The organism is Streptomyces sp. CB01373 (assembly GCF_002803075.1).
In the GTDB taxonomy this organism is placed as follows: domain Bacteria; phylum Actinomycetota; class Actinomycetes; order Streptomycetales; family Streptomycetaceae; genus Streptomyces.
In genome coordinates this window covers 224,749-240,172 of record NZ_NNBK01000012.1, presented here as the reverse complement: position 1 = coordinate 240,172, position 15,424 = coordinate 224,749, and the positions used below count along the sequence as shown (strand labels likewise).

Here is a 15,424-nt window from a genome sequence, read left to right as displayed (position 1 = left end):
TGTGGGGAACTTTCACCTCCGGATGGACAAAGCCGTGCGCGGCAGCGTCCGGGGCCCGGTGCCGGAGGCGCCCTGGCGGGCTTGTGGCGCGGCCCGCCAGGGCTCCCTGTTCAGGCAGGGTCACCGCCCGGGCCGTGCCTCACGCGCCGGAGGGCGCGCGGTTGGGCTTGCCCACGTCGGACTGGCCGGCCGCCTTCTTGATCTCGGCGGCCTCCCGCTGGTCGATGACGCCCTCGTCCCGCAGCGTCTGGACGACCTTTCCGACGTGCGAGACGAACGCGCCGTGGTTCTCCCAGGCCCGCTGGTCCTCGATCAGCTCGTTGATCGTGCAGCCGCCGGCCGTCACGCGGTTGGGGACACCGGTGTTGATCGAGCCGACGAACACGGTGGCCCGGTCGTCCCTTTCCGGACAGTCGGTCGGCGGCTCGCCGGCGACGACCTTCAGGGACAGCGACTTGGGCGTGGACGTGTTGCCGGCCTTGTCGGTGGCCCGGTAGAGGAGCGTGTGGCTCCCGGCCCTGTCGATCACCACCGGCTCCGCGTACTGGAGGTAGGGGCCGCCGTCGAGGGAGTACTCGATGCCGGCCACACCGGAGCCGGAGTCCGAGGCGGACACCGTCACCGTCGCACTGCCCACGTAGTTGCCGGACCCGTCCTTCGTCCCCGACACCGACGCCGACGTCTCCGGCGGCGTCACGTCCTCCGGCTCAGCCGCCACCACCGAGAACTCCACCGACTTCACCGCCGACCTATTCCCCGCCTTGTCCGACGCCCGATACGACAACGAATGCGCACCCACACCACTCACCTGCACCGGCGCCGAGTACGCGACATACGCCGCACCATCCAGCGAATACTCGATCTTCGCCACACCCGACCCGGAATCCGAAGCCGACACCGTCACCGTCGCACTACCGACATAGTTGCCGGACCCGTCCTTCGTCCCCGACACCGACGCCGACGTCTCCGGCGGCGTCACGTCCTCCGGCTCAGCCGCCACCACCGAGAACTCCACCGACTTCACCGCCGACGTATTCCCCGCCTTGTCCGACGCCCGATACGACAACGAATGCGCACCGACCTCACTCACCACAACCGGCTTCGCATACGCGGAGAACGCACCACCGTCCAGCGAGTACTCCACACTCGCCACACCCGACCCGGAATCCGAAGCCGACACCGTCACCGTCGCACTGCCCACATAGTTGCCGGACCCGTCCTTCGTCCCCGACACCGACGCCGACGTCTCCGGTGCGGTGGTGTCGTCGTCGCCGGGGGCGGCGGTGACGACGAGCTGGCCCGTCATCGACTGGTGGCCCGGCATCGCGCAGAAGTAGCGGTAGACGCCGGGCTTGAGAACGACCTCGGCCGTGTACTTGCCGCCGTTGGAGTCGAAGGGGCTCGCCTGGAGGTTGAGGCTGAGGTCGTTGTTGTAGTCGGGGTTCGAGACGTCGAACGTCAACGTGTGCGGCATTCCGGTGGTGTTGCCGGTGGCCGCGCTGTTCTCGAACACGATCGTCGCCGGTCCCGCCACCGCGGTGGTGGGCACCGACGTGTACTTCGTGTAGTCGTCGCCGGCCGTCCAGGTGAGCACCTGGGACGCCGCCTTCTCGGTCCCGCGGCCCGCCGCCGCGTACGCGGCCGGCACGGCCAGCGAGAAGGCCGTGAAGACGACCGCCACCAGGGCCGCCAGCACCGGGTGTGCGCGGAACGGTTTGCGTGGCGCCGATCCTGAGGGGGGCGGATCCGTCTGGGCATGGAGCAGTCTTCTGAACACCGCTGCACCTTTCGCGAATTCGCTTGTGCGGCACCGCGCAGGGACACTCGCGGTCCCGTCTAGTGGACGACCAGCCGCCTGGATGGAGCGCGTCGAGGGGGCCAGTCCCGCGGACCCGGCCTCTCGCAGGGTCCCGCGGCCCCACCTCTCGCAAAGTGCGGCAACGCTGGGAAGCTACCGGGCTTTTGACGGCCCGCCAAGGTCTATGGCCACAATCCAACCAACTTTGACCTGAGTCTGGAAAAACTGGAGGGGTGCCCGCTACGGTGATGCGGTCCCGAGGCGAACCCCGTTCGCCCAGCCGACCCGATCCCCCGCCGTATCCGGCACATCGAGCCGAGCAGGACGGCCTCACCGGCAGGCCGATCCGGCGACCGTCCCGCCTCCCCCGCGGGCCCGAAGGCACGGCGCACCACCGCACACCGCCCTGACGGGACGGCTGCCGTCGGCGACGGATCACATCACGACCACGCGACGCCTTCGGGTTCGCACGCGTTCAGAGGATTGGAGAACGATGACCGACTCAGGCGCAGGTACGAGACGCTTCTCCCGGCGGGCCTTCGCCACCGGGGCAGCCGCTGCCGCGGTCGTACCCACGGTGCTCGGCATCACCGCGACCGCCGCCGCCCCGAAGGACAAGCCGGTGGAGGGGAACGGCCAGGGAAACAACAAGGGCACCGTCCGCAACCTGACCCTGTACATGGAGAAGCTGCCGAACGGGGAAATGGGCTACGGCCTGAAACCGGGCGAGGCGACGATCCCCGGCCCGCTCATCGAGCTGACCGAGGGCGACACGATGAACATCGAGGTCGTCAACAACCTGGACGTCGCCGCGAGTCTGCACGTGCACGGCCTGGACTACGACGTCGCCAGCGACGGCACCAAGATGAACGACAGCGTCGTCGAGCCGGGCGGCCGGCGGACCTACGTCTGGCGCACCCACGCCCCGTCGAACCAGGGCGGGACATGGGAGGCCGGCAGCGCCGGCTACTGGCACTACCACGACCACAACGTGGGGACCGAGCACGGCACGGGCGGCATCAAAAAGGGCCTCTACGGCCCCGTGATCGTGCGCCGCAAGGGCGACGTGCTGCCCGACAAGCAGTTCACGGTCGTGTTCAACGACATGACGATCAACAACCGGGGCGCCCACGACGCGCCCACCTTCAAGGCCGTCCGCGGTGAGCGAGTGGAGTTCATCGTGATCACACACGGGGACTTCTTCCACACCTGGCACATCCACGGCCACCGCTGGGTGGACAACCGCACCGGTATCCTCCAGGGTCCGCAGGACGTGAGCCGGGTCATCGACACCAAGACGGTCGGCCCGGCGGACTCCTTCGGATTCCAGGTGGTCGCGGGTGACCGGGTCGGCGCGGGCGCCTGGATGTACCACTGCCACGTCCAGAGCCACTCGGACATGGGCATGGCCGGCGTCTTCCTCGTGACCGAAGCCGACGGCTCGGTCCCCGGCGGCATGCCCCACCACATGGCCGAGACCGACGGCACGGCCCCCGGCGGCATGCACGACCACTAGAGGGCAGCGACGGGGCCCCCGATCCGGGCTGCGCCCCCAAGCCCCCCAAAGCCACGCCCGTCGAACCACCTGACGGTCCGACGGGCGTGTACGACTGCCGCCGGCCGGTCCTCACCCGCAAGGACCCGGGGCGAACCCGACCTCGCCCTTCCGGCACGCGTCCTTCCCGGGCCTCGTGACCGCCCGCCGAAATCCGCCGCACCCGGCCCACGCCGGGCGGGGCGTCCGCGGCAGCCCTCGCTCCATCCCCTGATCACTCTTCCGTTGTCGGATCGAGTCAAGGAGCAACCATGGGCAAGAGAGACCGGTTCGCCCTCTCACGACGAAGCGGAGCACCGCCGTCGCGTCCGGTGCGGACCGCTCGCCACGCGTGGTCCTGGCGCCGCGCGGTCGTCCTGCTGTCCAGCGCCGCGCTGACCGTGGGGCTGTCCACGCTGCCGGCCGTGCAGGCGAACGCGCAGCCGCCCGCGGAGTACACCGAGGGCGCGGCGGCCGGGAGCCAGGTGAACGTCCTGGTCTTCCACGGACCGGCCGCCAAGCAGGACGACCCGGTCAAGAAGGCCGCGGCGGCGATCGGGAACCTCGGCGAGAAGAACGGGTTCAAGGTCGTCGAGTCCGAGGACACGGGCGTGTTCACCACCGCCGGCCTCGCCAAGTACCGAGGGGTGGTGTTCCTGTCGGCCGACGGCGTGACCCTCAACGCCGAGCAGGAAGCCGCGTTCCAGTCGTACATCAACAACGGCGGCGGCTTCGTCGGCGTCCACGACGCCGCCCGGGCGCAGTCCGACTCCTCCTGGTTCACCGGGCTGATCGGCACCCGCCCCGCGCTGGGCCTGCCCGACGCCGAGAAGGTCGTCGAGAGCGCGGTCAACTCGGAGAACCCGCCGAGCGAGACCAAGGACAAGCTGTTCGACGGCAAGGACGACACCAAGTGGCTGGCCCGTACGCCGACCGCCTGGGTCACCATGAAGCTGGACAAGCCGGTCGCGGTGGTCAACTACGCGCTGACGTCGGCCAACGACTACCAGGGACGGGACCCGAGGGACTGGAAGCTCCAGGGTTCGCAGGACGGCGAGAGCTGGACGACCCTGGACACCCGGACCGGCGAGACGTTCCCGTCGCGGTTCCAGACCAGGCAGTTCCAGTTCTCCAACAGCCAGGCCTACCAGCACTACCGGCTGGAGATCACCGCGAACAGCGGTGAGCCGCTGACGCAACTGGCCGAGCTGCGGCTGTTCAACGCCAACCCGACGCCTCCGCAGGCCTCCAAGGTCCAGCAGGCCGTGGTTGACGTGACGGACCGTCAGCACGCGGCCAACAAGGGCCTGCCGCTGAACTGGACCCGTTCCGACCAGTGGATCAACTGGGACCCCAACCCGGTCGGCAAGGTCCACACCATCGCCCAGGTCGAGGAGTGGAAGTACAAGCCGGGCACCGGCGCCAACGGCCCGTTCCACCCGATCTCGTGGTGCCGTGACTACGACGGCGGCCGCTCCTTCTACACCGGCATGGGCCGCACGGAGGAGAGCTACACCACCGACACCAAGTTCCAGAGCCATCTCCTCGGCGCCATCCAGTGGACCACCGGCATGGTGCGCGGCGACTGCCAGGCGACCATCGCGTCCAACTACAAGACCGAGCGGCTGACCGCCCAGAACCAGGCGGGGCAGCTCGACCAGATCGGTGAGCCGCACGGTCTCACCATGGCCCCCGACGGCAAGGCCTTCTACATCGGCAAGGCCGCCTGCCCGTCCGGCCCGATCGTCGACTGGAACAACCCCAAGGTCGGCCTGGGCTGCGGCACCATCCACCAGTGGGACCCCAAGACCAAGAAGGTCAAGCTGCTCACCACGCTCGACGTGATGGGCAACCGGGGCAGCGGCGACGAACTGGTCAAGAACGAGGAGGGCCTGGTCGGCATCACCCTCGACCCGAAGTTCGAGCAGAACGGGTGGATCTACATCTACTGGATGCCGCACGAGTCGATCGACCGCGACAAGCGGATCGGTCAGCGGACGGTCTCCCGGCTGACGTACGACTTCGCGTCCGAGTCCATCGACCAGGGCACCCGCAAGGACCTGCTGCACTGGGACACCCAGATCCACAGCTGCTGCCACGCCGGCGGCGGCATGTCCTTCGACAAGGACGGCAACCTGTACATCGGCTCCGGCGACAACAACTCCTCCGGTGGGTCCGACGGTTACTCGGGGAACAACTGGACGCAGGACTACAAGGGCGTCTCGTTCCAGGACGCACGCCGCACCTCCGGCAACACCAACGACCTCAACGGCAAGATCATCCGTATCCACCCCGAGGCCGACGGCACCTACACCATCCCCAAGGGCAACCTCTTCGCGCCGGGCACCGACAAGACCCGCCCGGAGATCTACGTGATGGGTGTCCGCAACATCGCGCGGCTCTCCGTCGACCCGGTGCACAACTGGCTGAACGCCGGCTGGGTCGGCCCGGACGCGGGAGCCTCCAGCCCGGACCTGGGCCCGGCCAAGTACGAGACGGCCACGGTCATCACCTCCGCGGGCAACCAGGGCTGGCCGTACTGCATGGGCAACCGGCAGCCCTACCGTGACCGCAGCAGCACCGACGCCAAGGTCCTCACCGGCTGGTACGACTGCGACCACCTCAAGAACGAGTCGCCGCGCAACACCGGCCTGGTCGACATCCCGCCGGCCCGCGACAACATGATCTGGTACTCGCCCCAGGGCGGCGGACCGGTGTTCCCGGAGCGCTCCGACGGCAGCGGCGTGCCCAGCTACGTCGACAGCGAGGCCACCTACACCCAGCCGTACCTGAAGGGCGGCGGCCAGGCCGTCATGTCCGGTCCCACCTACCACCGTTCCCAGGTGGACACCAAGAGCGGTGTCGCCTGGCCGGCCTACTGGGAGGACAAGTGGTTCATCGGTGACGAGTCCAACGCCAACAACCGGGTCGCGGTGACCCTCGACCCCGACCGCGTCAAGGACCAGGGCGCGCCGGCCTTCGGTGAGGACCTGCGCAGCATCATCGCGCCGGGCGGCGGCGCCACCCAGATGCAGAGCTGGATGGACGCCAAGTTCGGTCCCGACGGCGCCCTGTACATGCTCGACTACGCGGGCGGCTTCTTCAGCCTGGACAACAACCAGAAGCTCGTCCGCATCACCTACCAGGGCGGTCCGGCCACCCCGAAGCCGCAGGACGCGGGGGCGCGGGTGGTCACCCAGAGCAAGCCGAAGACGGTGGCGTTCGCCGGCGCCAGGACCGGCGGTGTGGCCTGGGAGTGGGACTTCGGCGACGGCAGCAAGCCCTCGCACGAGGCCAACCCGGCCCACACGTACGCCGATTACGGCACGTACCACGCGAAGCTGACGGTCACCTACGCCGACGGCGAGAAGGCCACGGCGACGTTCGACGCCAAGGCCGGCTGCCCGGCTCCCGACGCCCGGCCGACCGTCCACCTGCTGGACACCGACACGGGCGTGACCAACCACCGGGCCGGAGGCGGCTGCACCGTCAACGACCTGATCGACGACGAGTCGTCCTGGCCGAACCACGGGGAGTTCGTCAGCCACGTCAACGCCGTGGTCAACGACCTCCGCAAGCAGGGCGTCCTCGACAACCGCGAGTCGTCGGCGATCAGCAAGGCGGCGGCGCAGAGCGAGATCGGCAAGGTCGCCGGGTACAAGACCGTCTTCGACGGGACCGCGGCGAGTCTGGCCGACTGGCGTCAGGCCGGAGCGGGCAAGTTCTCGCTCCAGCCGGACGGCACCATGCGCAGCTCCGGCGGCATGGGCATGCTGTGGTACGCCAAGCAGGAGCTGAAGGACTTCTCGGTCAGGCTCCAGTTCCGTGACGTGGCGCCGGGCAGCGCCAACGCCAACAGCGGGGTCTTCATCCGGTTCCCGGACCCGAGGACACCGCTGGCGGACCGCCCGGACGGCAGTTGCGGCACGGTCGGCTCGGCCCGCACCGCCCCCGAGTGGGTCGCGATCTACTGCGGCCAGGAGATCCAGATCTACGACGGCGCCGCGGGCGAGGTGCAGAAGACCGGTTCCGTCTACAACTTCAAGTCGCTCGGCCTGGACAAGGCGGGGGTGACCCCGAAGGGCCAGTGGAACGACTACGAGGTGCGTGCGGTCGGACAGCACTACACGATCATCCGGAACGGCGTGGTGATCAACGAGTTCGACAACACGCCCGGCAAGTCGTCGTCCCGTGCGGGTGACCCGCCCACCGACCTGCGCCAGTTCCTCAGCGGGTACGTGGGGCTGCAGAACCACAGCGACACCGATCTGATCGAGTTCCGCAACATCCGGGTACGCGGTCTGTAGCCGGACAGCAGAAGGAGCCGGGCCCGGGGCGGCAGCCCCGGGCCCGGCTCTCTCGTCTTCCCGCCGCTTTCCCCCTGCTCGTGCGGGCGGTCAGCCCAGTTGGGCATCCAGCCAGTGCTGGATCTCGGTGGTCACGGGGTCGGTGATGTCGGCGAACTCCTCGTGCCTCTTCAGGAACCCGGCCACGTACGGGCAGACGGGCACGATCCGCTTCCCGGACTCGCGCACGTCGGTGAGCGCCTCCTGGACCAGCCGGGAGGCCAGGCCCTGTCCGGCGAAGGCGTCGTCCACCACGGTGTGGTAGAAGACGCGCTGGTCACCGTGGTCGCGGTACGCGGCCAGCCCGGCGCGCTCGCCGTCGACCAGGATCTCGTAGCGGTGCTTGGCGTCCGTCCGCCGGACGGTCACGGAGCTGGAGGACCGGCTCATCGGGTTTCCTCTCGGGGTGGGGTCGGTGACACGTCGGACGGATCAGTGGCGCGGTGGGTTCCTGCGCGGCCTGATGACGGCGTTCGGCAGCGCGGGGGCGGGAAGCCGGTCTCCCGGGTACCCCTCGACGGCGCCGAAGCGGTCGGAGGCGTTCTGCCACTCGTCCCGGGCCTTGGCGATGTCCTCGTGGCTGCGCCCGATGAAGTGACGGGTCGGCACGGTCCCTGCGACTCTCCCGGCTACGCTCGCGCGGGAGCGCCCCGCAGCACGTGGCTGCGGGGCGCCCGGTGGGGGTTAGTCGACCATCTGCCCGTCGTACGTACCGCCCTTGCAGGTGTTGTTCGCCCAATTGACTGTTCCGCCGCCCTGCTCGCACTCACCCGGGGTGGGGCTGGCGGCGGCGGTGGCGGTGGCGGCGGCGCCTGTGAGGCCGAGTCCGGCGAGGGCTGCCGTGGCGATGACGGCGGCGAGGATTCGTCGGATGCGCATTTGGTTCCCCTTTCGCGGATTGCCTCAATTGGGGCACTGGTCAGCTTGACCTTCACCCATGTGGGTGGCACGCCATGTTGCGCCATTCGGGTGACACTGCTGGCGGGTGCGGGGCCGGTGACGCGACCCGTCAGACAGGCCCTGGGATCCTAGTCGGTTTCCCCGACCACGGATGCGAGGTGATCGAGGAGCCGGTCGAACTCGGGGGTACTGAAGAACTCCTGGTTCTTCTCGGCGTCGGCGAGTTTGTGCCGGATGTCGCGGACCCGTTTGCGTACGTCCTTGGTCTTGTCCTTCCCCTTCTCTCTGCCCTCAGCCAGCTTGTCCCGGGCTTGGGAGACCTTGTGTTCCAGATCGTCGGCGAGGTGCGGGTCGAGCCGACCTTCGCCGGCGGCAGTGCTCAGCTCCTGGGACACCTGGCCGAACAGCACCCCGGGGTCGTTGGACAACCCTGCGGGTGTGTCGACGGCAACACCCGAAGCAGCAAACGGGCTCGGCGGAGGAGAAGCAGCCGAAGCAGCAGGCGACGAGGAAGCAGGGTCGGTGGTGGACGGCGTTGCTCCCTGGGTCGTAGCAGGGGAGTCGGCAGCGGCCACCTGTGCGGAGTCCGGCTGGAAGAGGAGGTATCCCGCGGTCGCGAGGGCGGCCGCCGCAAGTCCCGAGATGGCGACCGTGCGCGACCGGGAGTCACGCCTGCGGGATCGCCGTGTGGCAGGAGCCGACAGCACGGCCGTGCGCCCCACCGCGGCGGCCGGTCGTGAGGACGGCAGCGGTGTGGGCTGCGCCGTCGCGGGCGTGCTCAGTCCTCCCGGAGCGGACAGCCAGTCGGCGACCTGTTCGGCGTCGGGGCGCGCTTCCGCTTCCTTGGCGAGCAACGCCAGGACGAGTTGTTCGAGCTCTGCCGGAAGCTCCACGCCCATGCTGCGCGGTGGTGCGGGCAGTTCTTGGACGTGCTGGTAGAGCAGTGCGGTCGGGGTGTCCGCGCGGAAGGGAGGGCATCCCACAAGGAGCTCGTACAGGACGCAGCCAAGGGCGTACATGTCGGAGGCCGGGCCGGCGTCCTTTCCCAGGGCTCGTTCCGGGGCGAGGTAGGAGACGGAGCCCACGATCATGCCCGCGCTGGTGAGCCCGGCCGCCGCGTCGTCGGCGAGGCGGGCGATACCGAAGTCCACCACCTTGACCGTGCCGTCGGGGGCGAGCAGAAGGTTGGCCGGCTTGATGTCACGGTGAATGACGTTCTGCCGGTGTGCTGCGGCCAGGCCTGAGGCGGTCTGGCTGCCGATGGCGGCCACCTCGCGGGGCGTGAGCGCCCCCGCCGAGGCCAGCCGATCGGCCAGGCTGCGCCCCTGGACCATTTCCATGACCAGGTACAGACGGTCGTCGGCCTGGCCGAAGTCGTACATGGCGACGATATTGGGGTGGCTCAGGCGAGCGGTCGTCTGTGCCTCCTGCCGGAAGCGGGCCGCGGCCGACGGGTCGATGCCACCGGCCAGGAGCAGCTTGACCGCGACCGGACGGCCAAGGACCTCGTCTCGCGCGCGCCAGACCTCTCCCATCCCCCCTCGACCGAGAAGCTCCTCGAGCTGATACCGAGCCGCCAACAGCACGCCGAACGCCCTCCAAGTGGACTGCCAGGACCGAACCCCGCCAGGCCGGGGGCACCAGGGTTCTTCTCGTTCACGCGATGAGATACCGCCCGGTCAAGGGCAGCGAACGCGCAGTAGCCGGACCGCCGGCGCACACCGACGGGGTCCCATTTCCAAGATCGCAGCAGGCTATCAGGACCCCGCCCACCAGCTCGACCAAGCAAGCACGGAGAGTGACGACTTGCTCGCGTGCCAGAAGTGCGGATGCCTGCATCCGGGCGCGCCCTGCCACGTGTTGGGCGCCCAGGCCGGCCTTTCGAGCAGGGGCAGACCCGCCACGGGGAAGCCGGCCATCCCCTGCACGTCGGTCCCGCGAGCCTCCCCCCGGAGTGCAGGCGCCTGACCCCGCCCGGGGTCACTACGTACAGCGCGACAGGAAACCGGAGTGTCACGGGTGACGGTGGATGGTTGCGAGGTCAACACCCTTGCGAAGAGCGTCTCTACCAACGTCACAGCTATGACACGAAGCGTGCACGCCCCAAGCGACGCGACCTGCTGACGATGGCGGCCAGGTCGCCTTCCCGAGGGATGCGCAGCGGGCGTGGCGGCTCGCCGATGACTGCCGTGTGCTCAGCGCGTGCCGGTCGTCGCAGTGCTGTAGGCGTACAGGGCGACGATGCCGACCACACAGGCGAGGATCGTCCAGGAGGCGAAGCTCATCCGTTTCCCTTTCCGCCCGGGCCGTCTCGGTTTCTCGGACCGCTTGGTCCGGCTTGGAGCCGCCGGGGCGGGCAGTGCGGCGTCGGCGGCGGTCTCGGCGAGCAGGCGACGGCAGGCCGCGGCGAGCTCGCCGGTGCCGGCGCAGAGCGGTACGACAGTCTCCGAACGCGCCGGAGCGGTGGTGCCGCCGTCGAGGATACGGCCCGCGCGGAGCAGGACTTCGTCCCTGCGGCCCGAGGGGGCGAGACTGATCCAGCGCTGCACATGCTCTCCCCGGATGACCACACCCCCGGCCCGGTCCCGGTACACGGTGTGCTGACGCCAGAGCACGTCTGCCAACTGCACTGCAGTTTCCCTCAGTTGGACGCTCAAGGCCCGTCCCCCCAGAGCCGTACGATTAATCGAACGGAAATCGTACTCCAGCGTCTCTGTTTCGCCCAGGGCGGCCCAGGGCGGGGGATGCGGTCCGTGGAGACAGCACCAGGGCTGCCACGGATTGGCAGGGCCCCGGGCCGGTGGCTGTCTCTGCGGCCGCAGGCGGTCAGGGCGAGAACCCCGGGCCCGACGAAATCCGCGCCCACGCTACGAGGGGAAGGTCAGCTCCGATTGCTCAGACAGCGGGTCAGCTGGCACGGCGCGACAGGCTGGTGGTCGACCGTCAGCCTGCCTCGTCGAGCAGGTGCTGGAATGCCTCTTGGACACGCAGGGCCTTCCTGATGTGAACTGCCGGACGAGGTCGGCGCCCATGAAGATGAACACGATGCCACGCTCGGCGCCGTCGTCATCGAGTCGTCCTTCGGGGAGCATCGGGCCGTAGGTGGTGCCGCGGCGCAGGGCGTGGTGGATGCGCACGTCCGCGATCGTGTCTTCCAGGGCGTCGCGGGGGTTCATGCGGCGGATGTGGGCGCCCATGGGGCAACGCAGACCGGCGGGGTCGTCCTGGCGGTAGGTGAAGTCGTTGGCCCGCGGGGGATCTGCGGCCAGCTCCGGGTCGTCACGGCCGGGTGCGAGGACCAAGGGTGCTCCGCTGCGCCAGCGGCCGACCATCTTGGCCGCCAGGAGTTCTTCCTCCTCGGGCGAGGAGGCGTTGTCCCTCAGGTAGCGGCGGAAGTCGGCGACCTTCATGTGGAGTTTGCGGAAGGCTACGTAGGTGCCGTTGCGGGCCAGTACGTCGGGCTCGGGCATGGGGGAGAGCCGGCCGAGCTGGTTTTCGTAACCGAGGACGAATTCCCCGGCTTTGATCGTGGGCCCGAAGCCCGGCATGTAGCCGTAGTACTCGCGGTCGGTCCGGAGGATGCTGGCCACACCCGCGCCTTCGACGTCCGGCTCATCGATGCCGTCCACGAAGCCCAGATGCGTGCGCTTGGCCGGTAGTTGGGCGGCGTCGAGCCGGTAGATCACCTGTACGCCTGGCAGACCGCGCAGCGCTTGGCGTCGCTCCTCCAGCAGTGATTCCAGTCCTGTGTCGTCCGGGGCGAAGACGGACACGGCCAGGTGTACGTCGCTGCTGCCCAGCGGGGCGTCCCAGTGCTCGGGGCTGCTTTCGCCGGTGTCGCCGAGCCGGGCCGCGCCGGCGGCCATGCCCTCACGGAAAGCGGCCGGGAAGCTGTCCAGCGACGCCTGCGGCACGTGCAGAGCGCGCAGCCCGGCGTGGCTCAACGCCACGCTCAACCAGGCCTGGCTGGGCGGATCCCACCAGCGGGCCGCCGAAGCGACGTGAGGGACCAGGCGCTTGAGCATCTGCCGGCCGTCGGTCTGATCATCAATGCGCAGCAGGACGCAGGCGCCGACATACGGGGAAGGACGCTGCCTCCGCTGTGCGCGGCTCGCGCCGTTCTTGGTGGTTGAGCTGGTGACGCAGCAGGGAGGAGCGGCGGTAGACCTCCTTGCGGGCCCTCATGATGCTGCCCAGCGGGCGGTGTGCGGCCGTCACCCGCCAGGGGTCCTGCAGCGTGAGGGGACCGTCTGCGGCCGCAGACGCATCGCCCGGCTGATGCGGGCCGCCGGGCTCGCAGGCCAGCACCGTAGACGACGTCGCCGCACCACGACGACGGCACCGCACCACGATCCCTGCCCCGCACGCGGCGACCCGCCCGGACCTGGTCCTGCGTGACTTCCTGCCCGTACCGATTGCGACTGACGCCCGCTGGTACGGCGACGTCACCTATATCCCTACCGACCAGGCCGGCTCTCCCCGGCCACCGTCATCGACATCGCCTCCCGGCGAGTGGCTGACTGGGCCACCGCCGACCAACTGCGCACCGAGTTGGTCGCCGAGGCGCTGCGGTCCGCCTGCCGCCGACACCGTCCCGCCGGCTCGGTGATCTTCCATCCCAACCGCGGCTGCCAGGACACCAGCCGTGAATTCGGCCTTCTGGCAGCCGAGTTGGATGTCGAGCTGTCGGCTGGCCGCACCGGCCAGTGCTGGGACAACGCGCTGGCCGAGTCGTTCTTCGCCACCTTGAAGAGCGAACTGTTCGGCAACCTTCCCTGGCCGAGCAGGTCCACTGCCCGCACGACAGGCTTCGAGTGGATCGAGGGCTGGTACAACCTGCACCGGCTGCACAGCAGTCTCGGCTACCGCAGTCCGCCCACTACGAAGCCGCCCTGGCCGTCCGACCACCACACCGATGGTGTCCGTCAAAGCGGAACAAGCTCAGGTGGTGCGGTAGGCGAGTGGGTGCTGGATGGTGTCGGGGGGCGCCGGCCAGACGGTGATGGCCTCGGGGGGCATCTGGAGTCGGCAGCCGCCGGTTGTCGGGAGTGCGTCCTGTGTGGTGAGGGCGATGCGCATCTCGTGTCCGTTGGCCAGCGCGGCGCGGATCTCGGTGATGGCGCCGAGTTGGACGGTGTCGAGGATGGTTGCCCGGTGACCGCCGGTGTTGGTGAGGCGGACGTCCTCGGGCCGTATGCACCAGGCGACAGGCGTGCCCGTGGGAAGGTCGGTGGTGGCGACCGGGATGCGGGTGCCGTCGACGTCGAGGGTGTGGGAGTCGGCGAGGTGTCCGGTGTGCAGGTTGCGGATGCCGAGCAGGCGTGCGGCCTCCGGGGTGGCGGGGTGGGCGAAGACCTCTTGCTGCGCTCCGGCTTGCAGGAGCCGACCGTGGGCGACGATGAGTATTTCGTCGGCGAGGAGGGCCGCTTCCTCGGGATCGTGGGTGATGAGCACGGTGGTGGGTGCGGTGCCTTGCTGCAGGCGGCGCAGTTCCCACCGCAGGTCGTCGCGCACAAGGGTGTCGAGGCCGGTGAACGGCTCGTCGAGCAGGAGCAGGCGGGGGTCGCGGGCGAGGGCGCGGGCGAGGGCGACACGTCGGCGCTGGCCGCCGGACAGTTGGTGGGGCAGGCGGTGCTGGAGCCCGTCGAGGTGAAGCTGGCGGAGCCAGTGGACGGCCAGAGCGGGGTCGGTGCCGGAGCCGAAGGTGATCTGCCGCCAGACCGTCAGGTGAGGGATCAGGCTGGCCTCCTGTGGGACATAGCCGATGCCCCGGTGCTCGGGCGGTACCGCCGAGATGTCGGCGTCGTCCAGCCGGACGTATCCGGCCTCGGGACGGACGAGGCCGGCCACCAGGCGCAGAGTCAGGGTCTTGCCGGCGCCGGAGGGGCCCAGGATTGCCAGGTGGCGGCCCCGGGATGTGTGCGAGACCCGCAGTTGGAAGCTGCCCGACCGGGCGTGCAGGTCGAAGGCGAGCCGCGAAGGGGTCCGGGACGACGGCGCACGGGGTGTGGGCAGCACGGTGGGGCGGCGGTGGGGCAGCCGCAGGTAGGCGGTGAAGTGGCTGACGGCCAGAATGACCACGGCGGCGGCGAGGCTCACGGCTACCGGCAGCAGGGTCGCGTTCAGTCCGGTGCTGCCGAACTGAACGTAGGTGTAAACCGGCAGCGAGTAGGGGTGGTACGCCAGGACGACGGTGGCGCCGAACTCGCCGAAGGCGCGCAGCCAGGCGAGCAGGAGGCCGGCCTGGATGCCTGGAGCCGCGCCGGGCAGGGCGACGCGGGTGAATCGGGACAGGCGTCCGTGGCCGAGGGTGGCGGCGACATCCGTCAGATCCTGGTCGAGGGCGGCAAAGGCCGAGCGCGCGGCGATGATGAGGAAAGGGGCCGCCACGAAGACCTGGGCCAGTACGATCCCGGCCGCGTGATCGGTCAGCCGACCGCCGAAGAGGCGCCCGAGCGGGGCGTACGGTCCGACGATGTACAGCAGCAGGATGCCGCTCATCAGCGGCGGCATCGCCAGGGGAAGCTGCACCGCCATCCCCAGCAGAGAGGCGATACGGCCGCGGGCCTGCGCGAGCAGATAGGCCAGGGGCACACCGAGGACGGTGATGATCGCGGTGGCAATGGTCGCGGTCTCCAGCGAGACGGTCAGAGCGTCCCCGACGCCGGGCGCGGTCAGCGCGCCGCGCGGAGCCCCGGCCGCCCACACGAGGAAGGCCCCCAGGGGGGCCAGCAGATACAGCAGCAGGAGGGAGGCGAGCCAGGGCAGCGGCGTGCCGAGCGAGCATGCCTGACCGCGAGGCCGCGTTGGTCGTGGACTCACCCTCCGCCTCCCTCCGCAGGACGA

General features: G+C 69.6%; 10 protein-coding genes and 4 pseudogenes. 6 read left to right on the top strand and 8 right to left on the bottom strand.

The features are described from left to right. Positions 1-139: 139 nt before the first annotated feature. Positions 140-1,777 (bottom strand): OmpL47-type beta-barrel domain-containing protein, encoded by a 1,638-nt coding sequence (locus CG719_RS37165; protein WP_442802739.1) that lies wholly within the window; start codon positions 1,775-1,777, stop codon positions 140-142. 514 nt (positions 1,778-2,291) lie between these two features. Here CG719_RS37165 and CG719_RS20605 point away from each other — a divergent pair. The 4 genes and pseudogenes from CG719_RS20605 (at position 2,292) to CG719_RS36535 (ending at position 7,639) form a co-directional block, all read left to right on the top strand. Continuing rightward, positions 2,292-3,314, top strand: a complete 1,023-nt coding sequence (locus CG719_RS20605) for a multicopper oxidase domain-containing protein (protein ID WP_100570147.1) — start codon at positions 2,292-2,294, stop codon at positions 3,312-3,314. A gap of 290 nt (positions 3,315-3,604) precedes the next feature. Further along, a pseudogene (locus CG719_RS37400) lies at positions 3,605-4,540 on the top strand (ThuA domain-containing protein); the annotation flags it as partial. 6 nt (positions 4,541-4,546) lie between these two features. Further along, positions 4,547-6,496: pseudogene (locus tag CG719_RS20600) on the top strand (ThuA domain-containing protein); the annotation flags it as partial. A 24-nt stretch (positions 6,497-6,520) separates the two neighbouring features. Further along, positions 6,521-7,639 carry a family 16 glycoside hydrolase gene (locus CG719_RS36535; protein ID WP_234375693.1) on the top strand — a complete coding sequence of 373 codons (1,119 nt, stop codon included), beginning with the start codon at positions 6,521-6,523 and terminating at the stop codon, positions 7,637-7,639. 90 nt (positions 7,640-7,729) lie between these two features. Here the strand turns inward: CG719_RS36535 and CG719_RS20595 are convergent, their stop codons facing one another. The 6 genes and pseudogenes from CG719_RS20595 to CG719_RS20570 all read right to left on the bottom strand — a co-directional run bounded on the left by CG719_RS20595 (position 7,730) and on the right by CG719_RS20570 (position 12,630). After that, a complete protein-coding gene (locus CG719_RS20595; RefSeq protein WP_100570145.1) occupies positions 7,730-8,068 on the bottom strand; it encodes a GNAT family N-acetyltransferase in 339 nt (112 codons plus the stop codon). Between the two features lie 42 nt (positions 8,069-8,110). Further along, a pseudogene (locus CG719_RS20590) lies at positions 8,111-8,275 on the bottom strand (pirin family protein); the annotation flags it as partial. A gap of 87 nt (positions 8,276-8,362) precedes the next feature. Beyond that, positions 8,363-8,557 carry a hypothetical protein gene (locus CG719_RS20585; protein ID WP_100570144.1) on the bottom strand — a complete coding sequence of 65 codons (195 nt, stop codon included), beginning with the start codon at positions 8,555-8,557 and terminating at the stop codon, positions 8,363-8,365. A gap of 149 nt (positions 8,558-8,706) precedes the next feature. Next, positions 8,707-10,164: a serine/threonine-protein kinase gene (locus CG719_RS20580; RefSeq protein ID WP_100570143.1), complete on the bottom strand. Its 1,458-nt coding sequence runs from the start codon at positions 10,162-10,164 to the stop codon at positions 8,707-8,709. Between the two features lie 609 nt (positions 10,165-10,773). Further along, entirely contained in the window at positions 10,774-11,208 is a 435-nt protein-coding gene (locus tag CG719_RS20575; RefSeq protein WP_100570142.1) for a hypothetical protein, read from the bottom strand. A 237-nt stretch (positions 11,209-11,445) separates the two neighbouring features. Further along, entirely contained in the window at positions 11,446-12,630 is a 1,185-nt protein-coding gene (locus CG719_RS20570; RefSeq protein ID WP_324838251.1) for a Dyp-type peroxidase, read from the bottom strand. On the opposite strand from CG719_RS20570, the gene CG719_RS37550 reads away from it, so the two are divergent. Both CG719_RS37550 and CG719_RS36530 read left to right on the top strand, forming a co-directional pair. Further along, positions 12,629-12,976 (top strand): IS3 family transposase, encoded by a 348-nt coding sequence (locus CG719_RS37550; protein WP_442802738.1) that lies wholly within the window; start codon positions 12,629-12,631, stop codon positions 12,974-12,976. The two genes, CG719_RS20570 and CG719_RS37550, sit on opposite strands and share 2 nt — an antisense overlap. Positions 12,977-13,090: 114 nt before the next feature. Beyond that, positions 13,091-13,393: pseudogene (locus CG719_RS36530) on the top strand (hypothetical protein); the annotation flags it as partial. 126 nt (positions 13,394-13,519) lie between these two features. Here CG719_RS36530 and CG719_RS20555 read toward each other — a convergent pair. Next, positions 13,520-15,400 (bottom strand): ABC transporter ATP-binding protein/permease, encoded by a 1,881-nt coding sequence (locus CG719_RS20555; protein WP_100570140.1) that lies wholly within the window; start codon positions 15,398-15,400, stop codon positions 13,520-13,522. Positions 15,401-15,424 lie beyond the last annotated feature (24 nt).